This is a genomic window from Flavobacterium sp. GSP27 (genome assembly GCF_003970395.1).
Classification (GTDB): Bacteria; Bacteroidota; Bacteroidia; order Flavobacteriales; family Flavobacteriaceae; genus Flavobacterium.
Genome location: NZ_RYDP01000012.1, coordinates 23708 through 39709, shown reverse-complemented (window position 1 = coordinate 39709; position 16002 = coordinate 23708). Strand labels below are relative to the sequence as shown.

General features: G+C 36.9%; 16 protein-coding genes. 8 read left to right on the top strand and 8 right to left on the bottom strand.

All coding sequences use genetic code 11. The features are described 5' to 3' along the window. Positions 1-111: 111 nt before the first annotated feature. The 4 genes from EKM05_RS11130 to dnaA form a co-directional block, all read right to left on the bottom strand. Positions 112-993 (bottom strand): SDR family oxidoreductase, encoded by an 882-nt coding sequence (locus EKM05_RS11130; protein WP_126461240.1) that lies wholly within the window; start codon positions 991-993, stop codon positions 112-114. A 434-nt stretch (positions 994-1427) separates the two neighbouring features. Beyond that, positions 1428-2150 (bottom strand): SAM-dependent methyltransferase, encoded by a 723-nt coding sequence (locus EKM05_RS11125; protein WP_126555260.1) that lies wholly within the window; start codon positions 2148-2150, stop codon positions 1428-1430. Positions 2151-2237: 87 nt separating this feature from the next. Further along, positions 2238-2705, bottom strand: coding sequence for a low molecular weight protein-tyrosine-phosphatase (locus tag EKM05_RS11120; RefSeq protein ID WP_126555257.1), 468 nt, complete (start codon positions 2703-2705; stop codon positions 2238-2240). Between the two features lie 7 nt (positions 2706-2712). Beyond that, on the bottom strand, positions 2713-4140 hold the full coding sequence (dnaA, locus tag EKM05_RS11115) for a chromosomal replication initiator protein DnaA (RefSeq protein ID WP_126461231.1): 1428 nt from the start codon (positions 4138-4140) through the stop codon (positions 2713-2715). 186 nt (positions 4141-4326) lie between these two features. Here dnaA and EKM05_RS11110 point away from each other — a divergent pair, with 186 nt between their 5' ends. Next, positions 4327-4731 carry a thioesterase family protein gene (locus EKM05_RS11110; protein WP_126461228.1) on the top strand — a complete coding sequence of 135 codons (405 nt, stop codon included), beginning with the start codon at positions 4327-4329 and terminating at the stop codon, positions 4729-4731. 29 nt (positions 4732-4760) lie between these two features. On the opposite strand, the gene EKM05_RS11105 is transcribed toward EKM05_RS11110, so the two are convergent. Genes EKM05_RS11105 through ribD form a run of 3 tightly spaced genes read right to left on the bottom strand, consistent with a single transcriptional unit; the run spans position 4761 to position 7079 of the window. Beyond that, a complete protein-coding gene (locus EKM05_RS11105; protein WP_126461225.1) occupies positions 4761-5384 on the bottom strand; it encodes a YigZ family protein in 624 nt (207 codons plus the stop codon). A gap of 56 nt (positions 5385-5440) precedes the next feature. After that, the gene (locus EKM05_RS11100; RefSeq protein WP_126461222.1) at positions 5441-6043 is read right to left on the bottom strand and encodes an HAD family phosphatase; all 603 of its coding nucleotides are present in this window, start codon (positions 6041-6043) and stop codon (positions 5441-5443) included. Beyond that, entirely contained in the window at positions 6036-7079 is a 1044-nt protein-coding gene (gene ribD, locus EKM05_RS11095) for a bifunctional diaminohydroxyphosphoribosylaminopyrimidine deaminase/5-amino-6-(5-phosphoribosylamino)uracil reductase RibD (protein ID WP_126555254.1), read from the bottom strand. The genes EKM05_RS11100 and ribD overlap by 8 nt, the downstream gene beginning before the upstream one ends. A 140-nt stretch (positions 7080-7219) precedes the next feature. Between ribD and EKM05_RS11090 the strand changes: the two genes are divergently transcribed. Both EKM05_RS11090 and prmC read left to right on the top strand, forming a co-directional pair. Next, positions 7220-7705, top strand: coding sequence for a GNAT family N-acetyltransferase (locus tag EKM05_RS11090; protein WP_126461216.1), 486 nt, complete (start codon positions 7220-7222; stop codon positions 7703-7705). 14 nt (positions 7706-7719) lie between these two features. Continuing rightward, positions 7720-8595: a peptide chain release factor N(5)-glutamine methyltransferase gene (prmC, locus tag EKM05_RS11085; protein ID WP_126555251.1), complete on the top strand. Its 876-nt coding sequence runs from the start codon at positions 7720-7722 to the stop codon at positions 8593-8595. 66 nt (positions 8596-8661) lie between these two features. On the opposite strand, the gene EKM05_RS11080 is transcribed toward prmC, so the two are convergent. Further along, the gene (locus tag EKM05_RS11080; protein ID WP_199740681.1) at positions 8662-9906 is read right to left on the bottom strand and encodes an ABC transporter permease; all 1245 of its coding nucleotides are present in this window, start codon (positions 9904-9906) and stop codon (positions 8662-8664) included. Positions 9907-10141: 235 nt separating this feature from the next. On the opposite strand from EKM05_RS11080, the gene EKM05_RS11075 reads away from it, so the two are divergent. The 5 genes from EKM05_RS11075 to EKM05_RS11055 all read left to right on the top strand — a co-directional run bounded on the left by EKM05_RS11075 (position 10142) and on the right by EKM05_RS11055 (position 15945). Next, positions 10142-11230 carry a hypothetical protein gene (locus EKM05_RS11075; protein WP_126555248.1) on the top strand — a complete coding sequence of 363 codons (1089 nt, stop codon included), beginning with the start codon at positions 10142-10144 and terminating at the stop codon, positions 11228-11230. 125 nt (positions 11231-11355) lie between these two features. Continuing rightward, complete coding sequence (gene hisS / locus EKM05_RS11070) at positions 11356-12732, top strand: histidine--tRNA ligase (RefSeq protein ID WP_126461206.1); 1377 nt, start codon at positions 11356-11358, stop codon at positions 12730-12732. 294 nt (positions 12733-13026) lie between these two features. Next, complete coding sequence (locus EKM05_RS11065; RefSeq protein WP_126461203.1) at positions 13027-13599, top strand: nucleotide exchange factor GrpE; 573 nt, start codon at positions 13027-13029, stop codon at positions 13597-13599. Positions 13600-13675: 76 nt separating this feature from the next. Then, a complete protein-coding gene (dnaJ, locus tag EKM05_RS11060) occupies positions 13676-14791 on the top strand; it encodes a molecular chaperone DnaJ (protein WP_126453722.1) in 1116 nt (371 codons plus the stop codon). A 233-nt stretch (positions 14792-15024) separates the two neighbouring features. Beyond that, complete coding sequence (locus EKM05_RS11055) at positions 15025-15945, top strand: ABC transporter ATP-binding protein (RefSeq protein ID WP_126555245.1); 921 nt, start codon at positions 15025-15027, stop codon at positions 15943-15945. Positions 15946-16002 lie beyond the last annotated feature (57 nt).

The following is a 16002-nucleotide window of genomic DNA, read 5'->3' as shown; positions in this document are numbered from 1 at the left end:
CACTCGTACGGATGAAAATTGCAATTAAAACAATCTTCATCCAGAGAGTTTCATATTTGACTTTATGATGTTTAAACTTTGGACTTAATTGGTTCCGAGTTGGGTATTGGATTATTTATTTTTCTTTGCTTTAATCAACAGCTCCAGCTGATCCCAAAGTGCTTCCGGTATCGCTTCTAACAGATTGAATTGTCCGGCGCCTTTCAGCCACTCACCACCATCAATCACCACCACTTCACCATTGACATACGCTGAAAAATCAGAGACCAGATAAGCCGCTAAATTAGCCAATTCCTGATGGTCTCCCACGCGTTTCAATGGCACTTTTTTTGCCATATCAAATTTCTCGGCTAAGTCACCGGGTAGTAAACGGTCCCATGCGCCTTTAGTCGGAAAAGGTCCCGGTGCAATTGCATTAGAACGGATTCCGTATTTTGCCCATTCTACAGCAAGACTGCGCGTCATTGCCAGGACACCTGCTTTTGCTGTCGCACTAGGCACCACATAAGCAGAACCGGTCCAGGCATACGTTGTTACGATGTTTAAAATGGTTGCTGATTTTTGTTTGGTGTCAATCCAATGTTTCCCAAAAGCAAGGGTGCAGTTTTTTGTCCCTTTCAAAACAATATCAATCACGGTGTCAAAAGCATTAGCAGAGAGTCTTTCTGTGGGGGAAATGAAATTTCCGGCGGCGTTATTAAGCAGGACATCCACTTTGCCAAAAGTGTTCAAAACCTCTTGCAGCATGTTTTCGACTTCACTATAATGACGTACGTCACATTGAATAGGAAGGCAGGTTCCGCCAGTTAGCGTTTCCAGCTCCGCAGCGGTTTTTTTTAGTTTTTCTAAATCCCTGGAGGTGATGGCGACTTGCGCACCTAATTCCAAGAAATAGTGAGTCATCGCTTTTCCTAAACCACTTCCGCCTCCGGTGACTACAATCACTTTGCCTTTAAGAGCATCGTCCCGTAACATTTTATCTGTATAACTCATGTTTTTTATGTTTTAATGGTAAATATAGCAAAATTAAATAGTATGCATGCATAATAAAATAATAATATATTGAAACGATTTGCCAAAGGACGACTCCATCACACGGCGATTCAACAGTTTCTCCCGCGTGTGTGTTGTAATCATTTTTGTTTTTGGAGTGCATGCTTTTTCTATAATCGCCCAATTTGGGGTGTAATGATCGCGTACTATGGGAACTTCATAACAATAAATATACTCGTGCTGCTATTTGGAAGTTTACTCCTAAAAAAATCATTAATTCTAATCATAAAAATAGGGTTTTATAATTAGAATTAATGATTAGAGGTGTTGTTTTATTAAGTCCAACAATTCAGCGTATTCTGTTGTTTTATTGAATTGTAACTTTGTTAACGGATCTGGTTTACCTTTTTAGTAAAAGGAAAAGAAGTTTGAATTTACATTTTGTGGATGATAAAAATAGTCGGTCGTTTGTGCAAGTCGATGGTTTCTTTTTTCCAGGCCGCAATTTTCTTAGTCTTGATATATTCGGTAGGTAAAGTGATATCCGCAGCAATGCACAAGTGTGTTTCGGGATGCAGTGTTTGTACTAAATCTTCCAATAATTTGTTGTTGCGATACGGCGTTTCTATGAAAATCTGAGATTGATTTTTTTCAAAAGAAACTCTTTCCAAGGTTTTGAAACTGGCTTTTTTTTCGTCTTTTTCAATAGGCAAATAGCCATGAAACGTAAAGCTTTGTCCGTTCATTCCGGAAGCCATCATGGCCAAAAGGATGGAAGAAGGGCCAACCAAAGGAACAACCTGAATGCCTTTTTCATGGGCTAATTTGACAATCACAGCACCAGGATCAGCCACTCCGGGACAGCCTGCTTCGCTCATTAAGCCCATATTTTGCCCTTCCAGCAATGGTTGTATAAAGTCTAAATGTTCTTTGGTTTCAGTGTGTTTGTTTAAAACAAAAAGTTTTAACTCAGATTGTTTCTTCTCAGGACTAACACCTTTGATCGATTTGCGGGCTGTTTTGTCGTTTTCTACAATATAATAATCAAGGAGGTCAATACTTCTTTTTATGGTTTGCGGCAAAACATCCATAGGATCGCAATCGCCCATTGTGGTAGGGATTAGATAGAGTTTTCCTAAAACAGCGTTTGGTTTCATAGGTGTGATTTATGTTCCTTAAAATAGTGTGTTTATAGTATGATCAGTATATTGTTAGGATCTCCAAAATAATTTTATCCGAAAAAACTAGGTGTGTTTGGCGATTAGCTTTTGTGCAAGAACCGTACACGCTTCATCCAGCATGTTGTACACAATTTCAAATCCATTAGGCAAACCAAAATATGGATCAGGGACATCTACTTTTTCGTTTGGAAATAATTCATTCAAAATCAGTTGTACTTTTTCTATTTGTTTCGGGTGCTCCGCAAGCTGCACTACATCCTCATAATTGGAATTATCCATGACATAGATATAATCAAATGTGTCGAAATCAGCACTGCTGAATTGCCTTCCTTTTTGATTTGAAATGTTGATTTTGTTTATTTTTGCAACTGCAATAGAGCGTTCGTCTGGCGAATGGCCAATGTGCCAGGATCCAGTTCCTGCCGAATCCACTGAGAATTTGTTCTTTGGAAGCTTAGAAGCTAATAGGCCTTCAGCCAATGGGGAACGACAAATGTTTCCCAAACAAACCATTAAAATTTTTATGGACATAAGGTGTCTATAGCGTTAATTTTTTATTGATGTCTTCCACAAATTTTTTGAATTGTTTGTCCGTAGCCACTAAATTATCAACGGTTTTGCAAGCGTGTAATACTGTAGCATGATCGCGATCTCCAATTTGGGAACCAATATTTGCCAAAGAGGCTTTTGTGAATTTTTTTGCAAAAAACATCGCCAGTTGTCGGGCTTGCACCACGTGTCTTTTTCTGGTTTTGGATTGCAGTGTTTCTAAATCCAGCTGGAAATACTCCGAAACAATTTTTTGAATGTAATCAATAGAAATTTCTCGTTTTACATTTTTTACAAATTTTTCAACGACACTTTTAGCCAGTTCCAGCGTTACTTCTTTTTTATTAAAAGACGATTGTGCAATCAATGATATAATGGCTCCTTCTAATTCCCTTACATTCGATTTGATATTACGCGCTACGTATTCGATGATTTCGTCCGGAATTTCAACGCCGTCTCTGTACAATATGTTTTTTAGGATGGAAATTCTGGTTTCATAATCCGGTTGGTGCAATTCAGCACTCAATCCCCATTTGAAACGCGAAAGTAACCGTTGTTCAATATCTTGCATGTCAACAGGCGCCTTGTCCGAAGTTAGGATGACCTGTTTGCCGTTTTGATGTAAATAGTTGAATATGTGAAAAAACACATCCTGAGTTCCTGACTTTCCGGAAAGAAATTGCACGTCATCAATAATTAAAACATCAATTAATTGATAGAAATGGATGAAATCATTTCGGTTATTTTTCTTAACCGAGTCGATGTATTGTTGGGTAAAAATTTCAGCCGAAATGTATAAAACGGTTTTTTCAGGGTATTTGTCTTTTATTTCTACCCCAATGGCATGCGCCAAATGCGTTTTTCCAAGACCAACACCACCAAAAATTAATAACGGATTGAACGAAGTTCCACCCGGTTTATTGGCAACAGCCATACCTGCAGAACGAGCCAATCGATTTGAATCCCCTTCTAAAAAGTTGTCAAAACTATAATTTGCATTCAGCTGTGATTCGATTTTTAAATTTCGGATGCCTGGAATTACAAATGGATTTCTTAATTCGGGGTTTAAGTTTTTAAAAGGTGCATCTACTTCTTGCGGCTTCATAGGAACTCTATTGGCGCTTGGCAACTGTTCCGTAAACGGTTGTTTATTGCCGTAAGTGTTTTCCATTCTGATTTTATAAAGTAACTTAGCATTTTTTCCAAGTTCTTTAGTAAGGGCCACTTTTAACAATTTGACATAGTGCTCCTCGAGCCATTCGTAGAAAAATTTACTAGGTACCTGAATATATAATGCGTTATCGGTAAGTTCAACTGATTTGATTGGTTCGAACCAAGTTTTGTACGCTTGGTCTTGGATGTTGTCTTTTATGAAAGACAAACAGTTTTCCCATACTGATTGAGCAGTTTTGTTCATATATTCTATTAAATTATTTTTAATTGGTAATTTTTATCTTACTAAAAAAAAGAGGTTGTGTGATTATTTATTGGGGTAACAAATATGTGAACAAATTTCTGTAAAAAAAAATATATAGGGCACTAATTTCCCGAATTATTGTTGTAAGGCGCTTTTTTAAATTTAAATTTTTTTAATACATAAGTAATGAAAGATCATCAAATAGAAGTTCGGGTGCGATACTCGGAAACGGACCAAATGGGAGTTGTATACCATGGGAATTACATTCCTTATTTTGAGATAGGAAGGGTGGAATGGCTTAGAAACAAAGGGATCTCTTATAAAAATATGGAGCAAAGCGGAATTGCGCTGCCTATTGTTTCTATGAATATTAATTATAAAAAATCAGCGCGCTATGATGAGTTGTTAACGGTTCATACGATTTTCAAAAGCCAGACTTCGGTGAAGATAGAATTTGATTGTGCTATTTATAATGAATCTGATGAGTTATTAACAACGGCTCAATTTATTTTGGTTTTTGTCTCCTTAAAAACAGGTCGTCCAATGGCTCCTCCAGCGTATATTTTAGAATTGTTAAAAACAATCGAATAAAGTACAAAAGAAGCAATATTGAATGGGAATTAGAGTCGTTTTATACCGATTTCAAACATCGAATTGAAAGTGTCGAATAGTTTTTCGGCATTTTTTTTTCGGGTTTTTAGCTCGATTTTACCTATCGGAAGGGTAGTGATCGCACTTATTTCCATTTCCTGAGATACAATTTCCAATTTTTGTTCCTTGATGACCCGCATTACTTTATTCATATTTTGGTACTCAAAGGCGAGGCTAAAATGACAATCGATTGTTTTCTCTATAATGGCACAGCTTTCCAGAATCAGTTGTGCCGTGGTTTTATAGGCAGTAATCAAGCCGCCAACGCCTAACTTCACGCCGCCAAAAACCCGAACTACGACTAACAGGATATTAGTGACTGAAAACGACTGAATTTGTCCGTAAATAGGCATACCGGCACTATGGCTTGGTTCTCCGTCATCGTTTGCTCTATAGGCCATTGTGCTGGTGCCAATTTGATAGGCATAGCAAAAATGTCCTGCATGAGGATGTTGCTTCCGCAAAATATCGATGAGCGGCTTTACTTCGTCCTCCGATTGAATGGGATAGGCATAGCCAAAAAATTTGCTGTTTTTTTCTTTGAATAGCAGTTCCTCTGAAGAAAATGCAATGGTGTTGTATGTGTCTTTCAATTGAAATTAAAAAAAGGAGTGAAATTTGAAATTTGATATTACTTGAAGCGGTTCTTTCAAATTATTTTTTTGTCCAGTAAATGGATGACATCTTCTGTGCCTACTTGTAAATTCCAAACTTCAAATCCCAATGCGAGTGCGACATCTGTATTTTCTTTTTTATCATCGACAAATAACGTTCGCTTGGGCGCTAATTCATGGTTGCTTATCAAATGATGAAAAGCGTCAGGATTTGGTTTTCTTAAGCCTAGCTCAAATGAAAAATAGACTTTCTCAAAGCATTGGTAAAAATCCCTGTAAAAAGAAATCCCGTTTTTGCGTTCGAACGTTTCTATATGAATAGCATCCGTATTGGATAATAAAAACAAGCGGTATTTTTGCGAAAGCATTTGCAGGAATTCCAATCGATACAACGGGAAATCGAGGAGTATGGCATTCCAAGCGGCTAGAATTTCTTTGGTGGTGGCATTTGGAAGATGTTTTTGAATGCCCAAAAGGAAATTTTCACGGGAAATTTTTCCGGTTTCAAACTGGATGTTCAAATGGTCTAAATCAGCATTCCATTCCTTCAGGCCTAATTTCTGGAACGCAGTAACGGTGGCTTGTTTGTCTAAGTTGATAAAAACATCTCCAAAATCAAAAATGATAGTGTTAATCATGGTTTCTGTGAATTAGAAGTTCGTCTGAACCTATGCATTGTTTTGTGAACTGTTTTTGAACAAGAATAGGCGCCTTGATTCCAGTTTTAAATTGGATATTTCCAACAAATATTCGAGCTTCGTCCCAAAGATTAGCATCGATAAAAGTTTGCAGCGTTTGCCTTCCGCCTTCAATGATAACGGATTGAATTTGATGTTTGTACAGGGATTGAGCCAAGTGTTCAGCTGTGTTTTTTTCAAAATCGATGCACTCAAAGATAGTATTTTCTTTTTCAACACCCGTTTTAAATCCGGAAAAAAGGATAGTTTTAACGTGATTGTCAAAGATGTGACTGTCTTTTGGGATGCGGTTGTTTTGATCTAAAACCACCCGAATGGGATTGTTTCCATACCAATCGCGCGCATTGAGGTTTGGGTTATCATCAATAACAGTTTGTGTTCCCACCAGAATGGCTTGCTCCTCGGTGCGCCATTTATGAACCAGTTGTCTGGAATAAATAGTGGTGATCCAGACCGGTTTTTTTTCTGATTTTTCTTTTGGCGCAATAAAACCATCTTGACTTTGTGCCCATTTCAAGATAATATACGGTCTTTTCTTTTCGTGAAAGGTAAAAAACCTTTTGTTGAGCTCCTGGCATTCGTCTTCCAGAACGCCTAGGGTTACGTGTACTCCGGCTTCCATGAGCTTTTTGATTCCGTTTCCTGCCACTTTTATATTGGGGTCAACAGTGCCTATAACTACATTTGGAATTTTATTTTTGATAATCAAATCACAACAGGGCGGTGTTTTGCCAAAATGACTGCAGGGCTCTAAACTCACGTAAATAGTTGCTTTATTCAGCAGCGATTTGTCTTTTACGGAATTTATTGCAAGGACTTCTGCGTGCGGTTCTCCTGCTTTTTGATGCCAGCCTTCGCCAATGATGTTGCCGTCACAAACAATTACACTGCCTACTAACGGATTTGGATAGGTGGTTCCCAGACCATTTTTGGCCAGCTCGACGCACCGTTTGATGTATTTTTCATGTATTTTCACTCTACAAAAGTAGTGATTTTTGCGTGTAGCCCCAATCAGGTACCCAAACTTGGGATTGAGGCAGGATTAGTTTTAAAAACTTTAGAGAATAACAACAAACAATTGATACTTTTGTGGCTAAAATTAGTTTCTGAAAAAAAATGGAAAAGTACCGCATTAGAAAAATAAAAAAAGAAGACAATCTCGCAGTTGCAGCATTGATACGAGCAGTTTTTGACGAATTAAAGATTCCAAAAGTAGGAACGGCGTATGAAGATCCGTATTTGGATTTAATGTATGAGGAGTATAATAAGCCAAAATCGGTTTATTATGTGGTGGAAAAGGATGGGAAAATTATAGGTTCTGCCGGGGTTGCCCCACTTGAAAATGAAGCAGAAACCATTTGTGAACTTCAAAAAATGTATTTCCTGCCGGAAACCAGAGGTCTTGGACTTGGAAGTCAGATGATGGCTCAGTGTTTAGAAAGTGCCAAGGATTTTGGTTTTGAAAATTGTTATCTTGAAACCATGCCATTTATGCTTGATGCCCAGAAACTGTATAAGAAAGTAGGTTTTGAATACCTTGAGTCGCCCATGGGAAGCACTGGTCATACCAGTTGTCCGATATGGATGCTCAAAAAATTATAAATCATGAATTTTAAATGAAAAACAGTTCCGTTAAAATTAGAGATTACAGAACCCAATTTATTCAAGAACTGACTCCAATTTATGATGCCGGAGAAGCAGAGAGTTTTTTCTATTTAATAGCAGAAGAAAAGCATCAACTGAAAAGAATAGATCTGGCCTTGCATCCTGATTTGGTTTTTTCGGAAACGGAAAGGGTAGTTTGGAATTCGATTTTGGCACAATTAAAACAGGAAATCCCGATACAATATCTTTTAGGCAAAACGAGTTTTTACGGATTGGATTTTGAAGTCAATGAAAATGTATTGATTCCAAGACCCGAAACCGAAGAACTAGTCGCATGGATTATTAGAAATAATTTAAAGATTGAAAAATTCAAAGATTTAAAGATTCTTGACATAGGCACGGGAAGTGGTTGTATTGCTGTTTCATTGGCAAAACACATTCCGAATGCGCAGGTTTTTGCAATTGATGTGTCTGAAAAAGCGTTGGCTACAGCCCACAATAACGCCCACAATAATGCTGTAAATATTACTTTTATCAATCAGAACATTCTTGAAACTGAAGATTTACTTCAGGAATTTGATGTTATTGTTTCTAACCCGCCGTATGTTCGCAATTTAGAAAAAGAGGAAATTAAGAAAAATGTATTGGACTATGAACCGCATCTGGCACTTTTTGTAGAAGATAATGACGCATTGATTTTTTATAAAAAAATAACCAAACTGGCTCAAAAAAATCTGCTGCCAAACGGAAAGTTGTATTTTGAAATTAATCAGTATTTAGGCAAAGAAATGGTCGATTTACTCGAAAAAATGAATTTCAAAAACATCGAATTACGAAAAGATATTTACGGGAATGACCGGATGATTAAAGGAGAAATAAGTAATTAGTATTTATAAGTTGAAAACGGATCAGTTTTTCAAAAGTTTTAGAGACTGACCACTGACCACTGTAATCTACTCATAACGCAAGGCTTCAATGGGATCCAGGACCGCCGCTTTGATTGCGGGATATAAACCGGAAGCAATCGCTACAATGAAACTGGTAATAAAAGCCGCCATGATAGCGCCCCACGGAATTACAAAGGCAAAGTCCATGGCTGTGGCAATACCAAATCCGATTAGGATTCCAAAAATAATGCCTACTAATCCGCCCATTTGGCCTATCAGTAATGTTTCTATAAAAAACTGAATGGCGATTGTCGTTTTCTTGGCTCCCAAGGCTTTACGGACTCCAATTTCCCGGGTGCGTTCCGTAACGGAGACGATCATGATATTCATCAGGGCTATCGAAGATCCCAGCACGGTGATGATGCCTATAAGCCAGGATGCCAGTCCCAGGTATTTTGTGATTCCTAAAATTCGGTTGATCAAGTCATCGCTGCGCACGACGCCAAAATTACTGTCTTCTACGGGACTCAATTTACGAACCCGGCGCATCGTACTTGTGGCGTTGTCCAGGGCTTGTTCCAGTAATTCTTTTTTGCCCACCATGACACTCACTGTATAATTGATGTTGGGTGCCGTAAACAAGGAGCGCGCTAGTTGAATTGGAATCAAAACCCGTAAATCCTGACTGTTCCCAAACGTGGATCCTTTCTCTTTCAAAACTCCTATGACCTTAAATTTAGCTCCTCGGATGGATATTGTTTTATCAATGGGATTTACGTCTTTCAGCAATCCTTTTTCAAAATCAGACCCTACAACACATACATACGCATTGTTGTCAATGTCAAATCCTGTAAAATTGCGACCGGAACTGGTTGCTAATCCGGAATTCGTTATGAAAAATTCGTCAACTCCGAGGATCGCATTTTCGGGATCCGTTTTTGTTGCCTCATATTTTACTTCGGCGGCAGATGTCGCGGTAAAGGAAAGCGACGTTTCTGTAAATGGGTAGTTGTATTTTTTCTTGAAAGCCACAGCCTCCGGATAAGAAATGATGGGATTAATGATTTCTCGCTCGTCCCCGCCACGATTTCGAGTGGTGTTTTCGTACTGTTTAATGTTGAAGGTATTGGCTCCCATGGAGGCAAAATCTGAGGAAATAGTGTTTTCAAGTGCCGAAACAACCGTAAGAATACTGACTAAAGCCGTGATCCCAATAGCGATAATCATCACCGTAAGCACCGTTCGCAACAATTGCGTTCGGATGGAACCAAATGCAATCCGAATATTTTCTTTGAATAATTTTAACATCATATACGTTTGACACGAAATTACAATTTTTGTTACAAATTAAGCTTTCGAAGACAGAATATTTATTTTGAATCAATATATTTGGTGTGAGAAAAATTTAAATTTCCATTTTTAGGAAATATATTTTTTTGAAATTTTTAATTTATAATTATTTGAAATGAATAATATTTTTTTCGCCTTTTTCTGTATTCTTTTTTGTAGCAATATTGGTCACTCCCAGAATTTTAAAATCACTAAAATGATTGCTGATAAAACAACAAAAGTACCTTTAGAAAACGTTAGTATTTATAATGATAAAGATAATTCTACAACAAATCAAGAAGGATTATTTGTATTTATTTCTGGCCGTAATGAAATTAATTTTAATTTGCTGGGCTATAATTCTCTGAAAACTACTTTTGAAAGAATAGAAAGGCACGACACCATTTTTATGGAAGCCAAAGCCTTTGAACTAAAGGAGGTTGTTGTGGCTAATAATGAATCGTTTATCAAAAAAGTATATGATAAAATGGTCGACAATTATAGTGCAAAGTATACTTCAAACTTCTTTTTAAGAAATGTACTCAAAAAAGGCAACAGCATCGTCGTGTTGCAGGATATTCACGCCAAAAGAGGTAAAAATTCATTTCCCAAAAATTTTAGTGAGATCGAAGTTTTAAATATGAGGAAAACTAGTTTTTTTGAAAAAAAGAAGCAGATTGATTTTGCCTTTCCAGATTTTACAGAGTTTTTTGGTGGATTCTATCCAGCGTTGGATCAAAATATTTTTACCGAGGTGGATTATAATGATTTTGATTTTAGAAAATTTTTATTTGAAGCCAAACAAAAAAATGTTTGGGGGCAAATTAGTAAAGGGTATTTTATTATTAATAGAAATGATTACGCAATTGTCGAATTTTTTGTGTCAATCTATGATAATCCTGAAGTAATACCTTTTAAAAAATTTAAGCTTTCAAGTACGCAATATAGGACCACACGATACGAAAAACTCGTCACCTACAATAAAAACAGTACAGTAAATAAATACTATCTCAATTTAGCAAAACTGAATGCACAGGTAGAAGTATTAGCTGATAAAAATAGCGATGGGTCATTTAAATACAACTTAACAATGGATTATTTTACAACCAATTCTGTTACTAATGAAAAAGTAGAATCCAATTTTGCTGTTGACAAAGATGTTTTTAAAGCTAAATTTCCTTATTCGGCAACCTTTTGGAACACTCAAAATCAACTGCCTTTAACGAATGAGCTTAAAGATTTTTTGAAACGAGTTTCTGATAACAAAGACCAAAAGAAGGAATTTGAGATAATTGGAAATTTCTAATTTTTTTTATTTAAAAATCAGGATATTTGCAGAGAGAATTAGGATTTTCAATGTAGCCATTACGATTTTGAAGAAATCGATTTTGTTTTTTGTAATTCGTATTTCGTAATTTGTAATTAATTAAAATGGCATCAAAACCTAGTATTCCAAAAGGAACCAGAGATTTCTCACCAACCGAGGTGGCAAAACGGCACTATATCATCCAAATCATAAAAAACAATTTCGAGAAATTTGGTTTTCAACCCATAGAAACCCCTTCATTTGAAAATTCCGAAACCCTAATGGGAAAATACGGAGAAGAAGGCGACCGTTTGATTTTTAAGATTTTGAATTCCGGAGACTATTTGGCGAAAGCCAATGCCACGCATCTCGAAAATAAAGACAGTACAAAACTGACAGCGAGCATTTCGGAGAAAGCGTTGCGGTATGACTTAACCGTTCCATTTGCCCGGTATGTGGTACAGCACCAAAACGAGATTGAATTCCCGTTCAAAAGATACCAAATCCAACCCGTTTGGAGAGCGGATCGCCCCCAAAAAGGCCGTTTCAGAGAGTTTTTTCAATGTGATGCGGATGTGGTAGGGTCTAAATCATTGTGGCAAGAAGTAGAATTAGTGCAATTATATGACACTGTTTTTTCAGCTTTGGGATTAGAAGGGGTAACCATCAAAATCAATAACCGAAAAATATTATCCGGTATTGCAGACGTGATTGGAGCATCGGATAAACTGATCGATTTCACAGTGGCACTCGATAAACTGGACAAAATTGGCGAAGACGGGGTCAAAAAAGAAATGATGGAGAAAGGAATTTCAGCAGCAGCAATTCTGAAAGTCCAGCCGTTATTCCATTTTACAGGAACCATTTCTGAAAAAATAAGCCAACTTTCAGTCTTGCTTGCTGAGTCAGAGGAAGGAATGAAAGGCGTGGAAGAATTGCGTTTCATTTGTGATAATGTGATGAAATTAGGTTTGAGCAATTCGACTTTAGACCTGGATGTAACTCTGGCTAGGGGATTGAATTATTATACCGGTGCCATTTTTGAAGTGGCGCCGCCAAAAGCTGTTGCAATGGGCTCCATTGGCGGCGGCGGACGATACGATGATTTGACCGGAATTTTTGGATTGAAAAACATGAGTGGTGTGGGGATTTCTTTTGGACTGGACCGCATTTACCTGGTGATTGAAGAATTGAATTTGTTTCCGGAAACCGTAACAGCAACTTCAAAAGCATTGTTTATTAATTATGGTGATGCTGAAGCTTTTTATGGATTGCAAGCCATTCAGAAGCTTAGAGCTGCAGGAATTAAAGTGGAATTGTATCCGGATAATGCTAAAGTGGCCAAGCAGTTTCAGCATGCCGACAAACGAGGAATTCCTTTTGCCGTAATTGCAGGAGAACAGGAAATAGCGTCGGATACGTTTGTGCTCAAAAATTTAATATCGGGGGAACAGCGTACAGTGGATTTTGAGAGTCTAAAACAAGATTTGTTACGGTCTTAATTTAAACACATAAAAAAAGCTTCGTTTTTAGTACACGAAGCTTTTTTTTACTATTAGGTAATGGTGAATTAATAATTGTTTAGAATAAAATCGTGAGTTTTTACTTTCTAAAAGTGTTCTAAATAAAAAATTTTAACAAAGCTAAAGAAACAATAGCAAGATAATCTTAAAATAATCTTAAAATTTTGAGTACTCAGGTGTTATATTGAAAAGAAAAGCGAAATCAATAAAAAGATGACAATTTGACATTTTAAAAGAATTGGCAGTACTTTTGCAATCCCAAAAAGAATAAAAATGAAGTTTAAGAATATTTTTAAAAATACGAGTACTATGACTACCGAAAATACAGAAATCGATCAAGAATTAGAGGAGGTGACATTAGAAAATAATGCCAATGAAGAGCAAATCATTGTTGAGGAATTAAGTGTAGAAGAGCAATTAACGCAAGACTTAGCTAAAGAGAAAGATAAATATTTACGCTTATTTGCTGAATTTGAAAATTACAAACGCAGAACAACCAAAGAGCGTATTGAATTATTCAAAACGGCTAATCAAGAAGTGTTATTAGCGATGCTGCCTGTATTGGATGATTTTGACAGGGCTTTGGTTGAAATAAACAAATCGGATGACGAATTGTTGACAAAGGGAGTGGAGCTTATTCATGAGAAATTAAAAAGCACTTTGATTTCTAAAGGATTAGAGCAAGTTGAGGTTAAAGCTGGAGATGTTTTTGATGCGGATTTTGCAGAGGCAATTACTCAGATTCCAGCTCCAAAGATGAAGGGGAAAATTGTTGATGTTCTTGAAAAAGGATATAAATTAGGAGACAAGATCATTCGTTTTCCAAAAGTGGTTATCGGTCAGTAGAGATGCGATTTATTGCGTCTTAATTAAATAGACAAAGACGAGATACATTGCGTCTGTACTGTATAAAAAAATAAAAATGAAAAAAGATTTTTACGAAATATTAGGCATTTCTAAAAGTGCTGATGCTGCTGAAATTAAAAAAGCATATAGAAAAAACGCTTTACAGTACCATCCTGACAAAAATCCAGGAGACAAATCGGCAGAAGATAAATTCAAACTAGCTGCTGAAGCTTACGAAGTATTGAGCGACCCTCAGAAAAAAGCCAAATACGACCAATACGGCCATCAAGCTTTTGATGGATCGGGTGGTTTCAGTGGCGGAGGTGGTCACGGTGGCATGAATATGGATGATATTTTCAGTCAGTTTGGGGATATTTTTGGTGGCGGTTTTGGTGGTTTCAACAGCGGTGGAGGCGGTGTTCGTCGCGCTAAAGGAAGCAACCTGCGCATCAAAGTAAAATTGACGTTGGAGGAAATTGCCAACGGCGTGGAGAAAAAAGTAAAAGTAAAACGTAAAGTTCAGGCCCCTGGAGTTAGTTATAAAACGTGTTCAACCTGTAACGGTCAAGGACAAGTAATGCGGGTTACGAATACCATTTTGGGCAGAATGCAATCGGCTTCTACCTGTCCTACCTGTGGTGGTTCCGGACAAATTCTAGATAAAAAACCAGCCGAAGCAGACGCACAAGGAATGATTCTTGAAGATGAAACGGTTTCTATAAAAATACCTGCGGGTGTGGTAGATGGTATGCAGTTGAAAGTGTCTAATAAAGGGAACGATGCTCCGGGAAACAGTATTCCGGGAGATTTAATTGTGGCAATTGAAGAGTTAGAGCATGAATTCTTGAAACGCGAAGGAGAGAATTTACACTACGATTTATACATTAGTTTTGCTGAAGCAGTTCTAGGAATTTCCAAAGACATTGAAGCTATAAACGGAAAAGTGAGAATCAAACTAGAAGAAGGAATCCAATCCGGTAAAATTTTGAGATTAAAAGGAAAAGGAATTCCGAGTATCAATGGGTATGGAAACGGCGATTTACTGGTTCATGTCAATGTTTGGACGCCAAAAACGCTGGATAAAGATCAAAAACAGTTTTTCGAAAAAAATCTTACGGATGAGAATTTTATTCCAAATCCGGAAAAATCAGACAAATCCTTTTTTGAGAAAGTAAAAGACATGTTTTCATAAAAAAAAAGTTAGACTCGAGTTATCGATTCGATAAAAAAAATACATTACCCATCCTTGTTATAATAAGGATGGGTTTTTTATGAAATCACCATTAACAATTTGTTTGCATACAAACAGCAATAAATACAAAGCGATAACATAGATGACCGCTGAATATTAAATGCTACATATAGGAAACAATTCTTAGTATTTTGGTACTAATTATTTACTTTTACACCAATTAAAAAATAAGCATGAGTAATATTCTTGAAGTGAATAAAGTTGTCAAGCAATACGGTGATTATGTTGCGCTTAACCAGGTTTCATTAACGGTTCCTAAAGGAAGTATCTACGGACTTTTAGGTCCAAACGGAGCCGGAAAAACATCACTTATCCGAATAATAAACCAAATTACATTACCGGACAGTGGCGAAATTATTCTTGATGGCGAAAAACTGCAACCCAAACACGTTCAATATATAGGATATTTACCGGAAGAAAGAGGCTTGTACAACACGATGAAAGTAGGAGAACAATGCTTGTATTTAGCTCAGATGAAAGGGCTTTCTAAAGCTGAAGCCAAAAAACAACTGGAGTATTGGTTTGAAAAGTTTGAAATACAAGGCTGGTGGAACAAGAAAATCCAAGAACTTTCTAAGGGAATGGCTCAGAAAATTCAGTTCGTCGTGTGTGTGTTGCACAAACCAAAACTATTGATATTTGATGAACCTTTTTCTGGTTTTGATCCCGTGAATGCTACTATTATCAAAGAAGAAATTCTGGCGTTGCGAGAAGAAGGAGCCACCATAATTTTTTCGACACACCGCATGGAAAGCGTAGAAGAATTATGTGATCACATCGCTTTGATTCACAAATCAGATAAACTGATTGAAGGAAAACTGGACGATGTTAAAAGACAATTTAAAACCAATAGTTTTGAAGTGGGTATTTTATCGGATAATGCAACGGGATTGATGTCTGCTATTACACAGAAATTTAGCGTTGCTCCGGCACATTTTAAATCACTGAATAACGAGTTAAAACTGGAAATCCAACTCGGAAATGCTACGCCAAATGAATTATTGAATATCCTCACGCAATGTGGACAAGTAACACATTTTGTAGAAAAAATTCCAAGTGTAAATGATATTTTCATTCAAACAGTAACACAATAGATGGTCAGACTTCTTAGATTGTCAGACTTTTTACAGTTTCCTAATCTAATTGTTCTA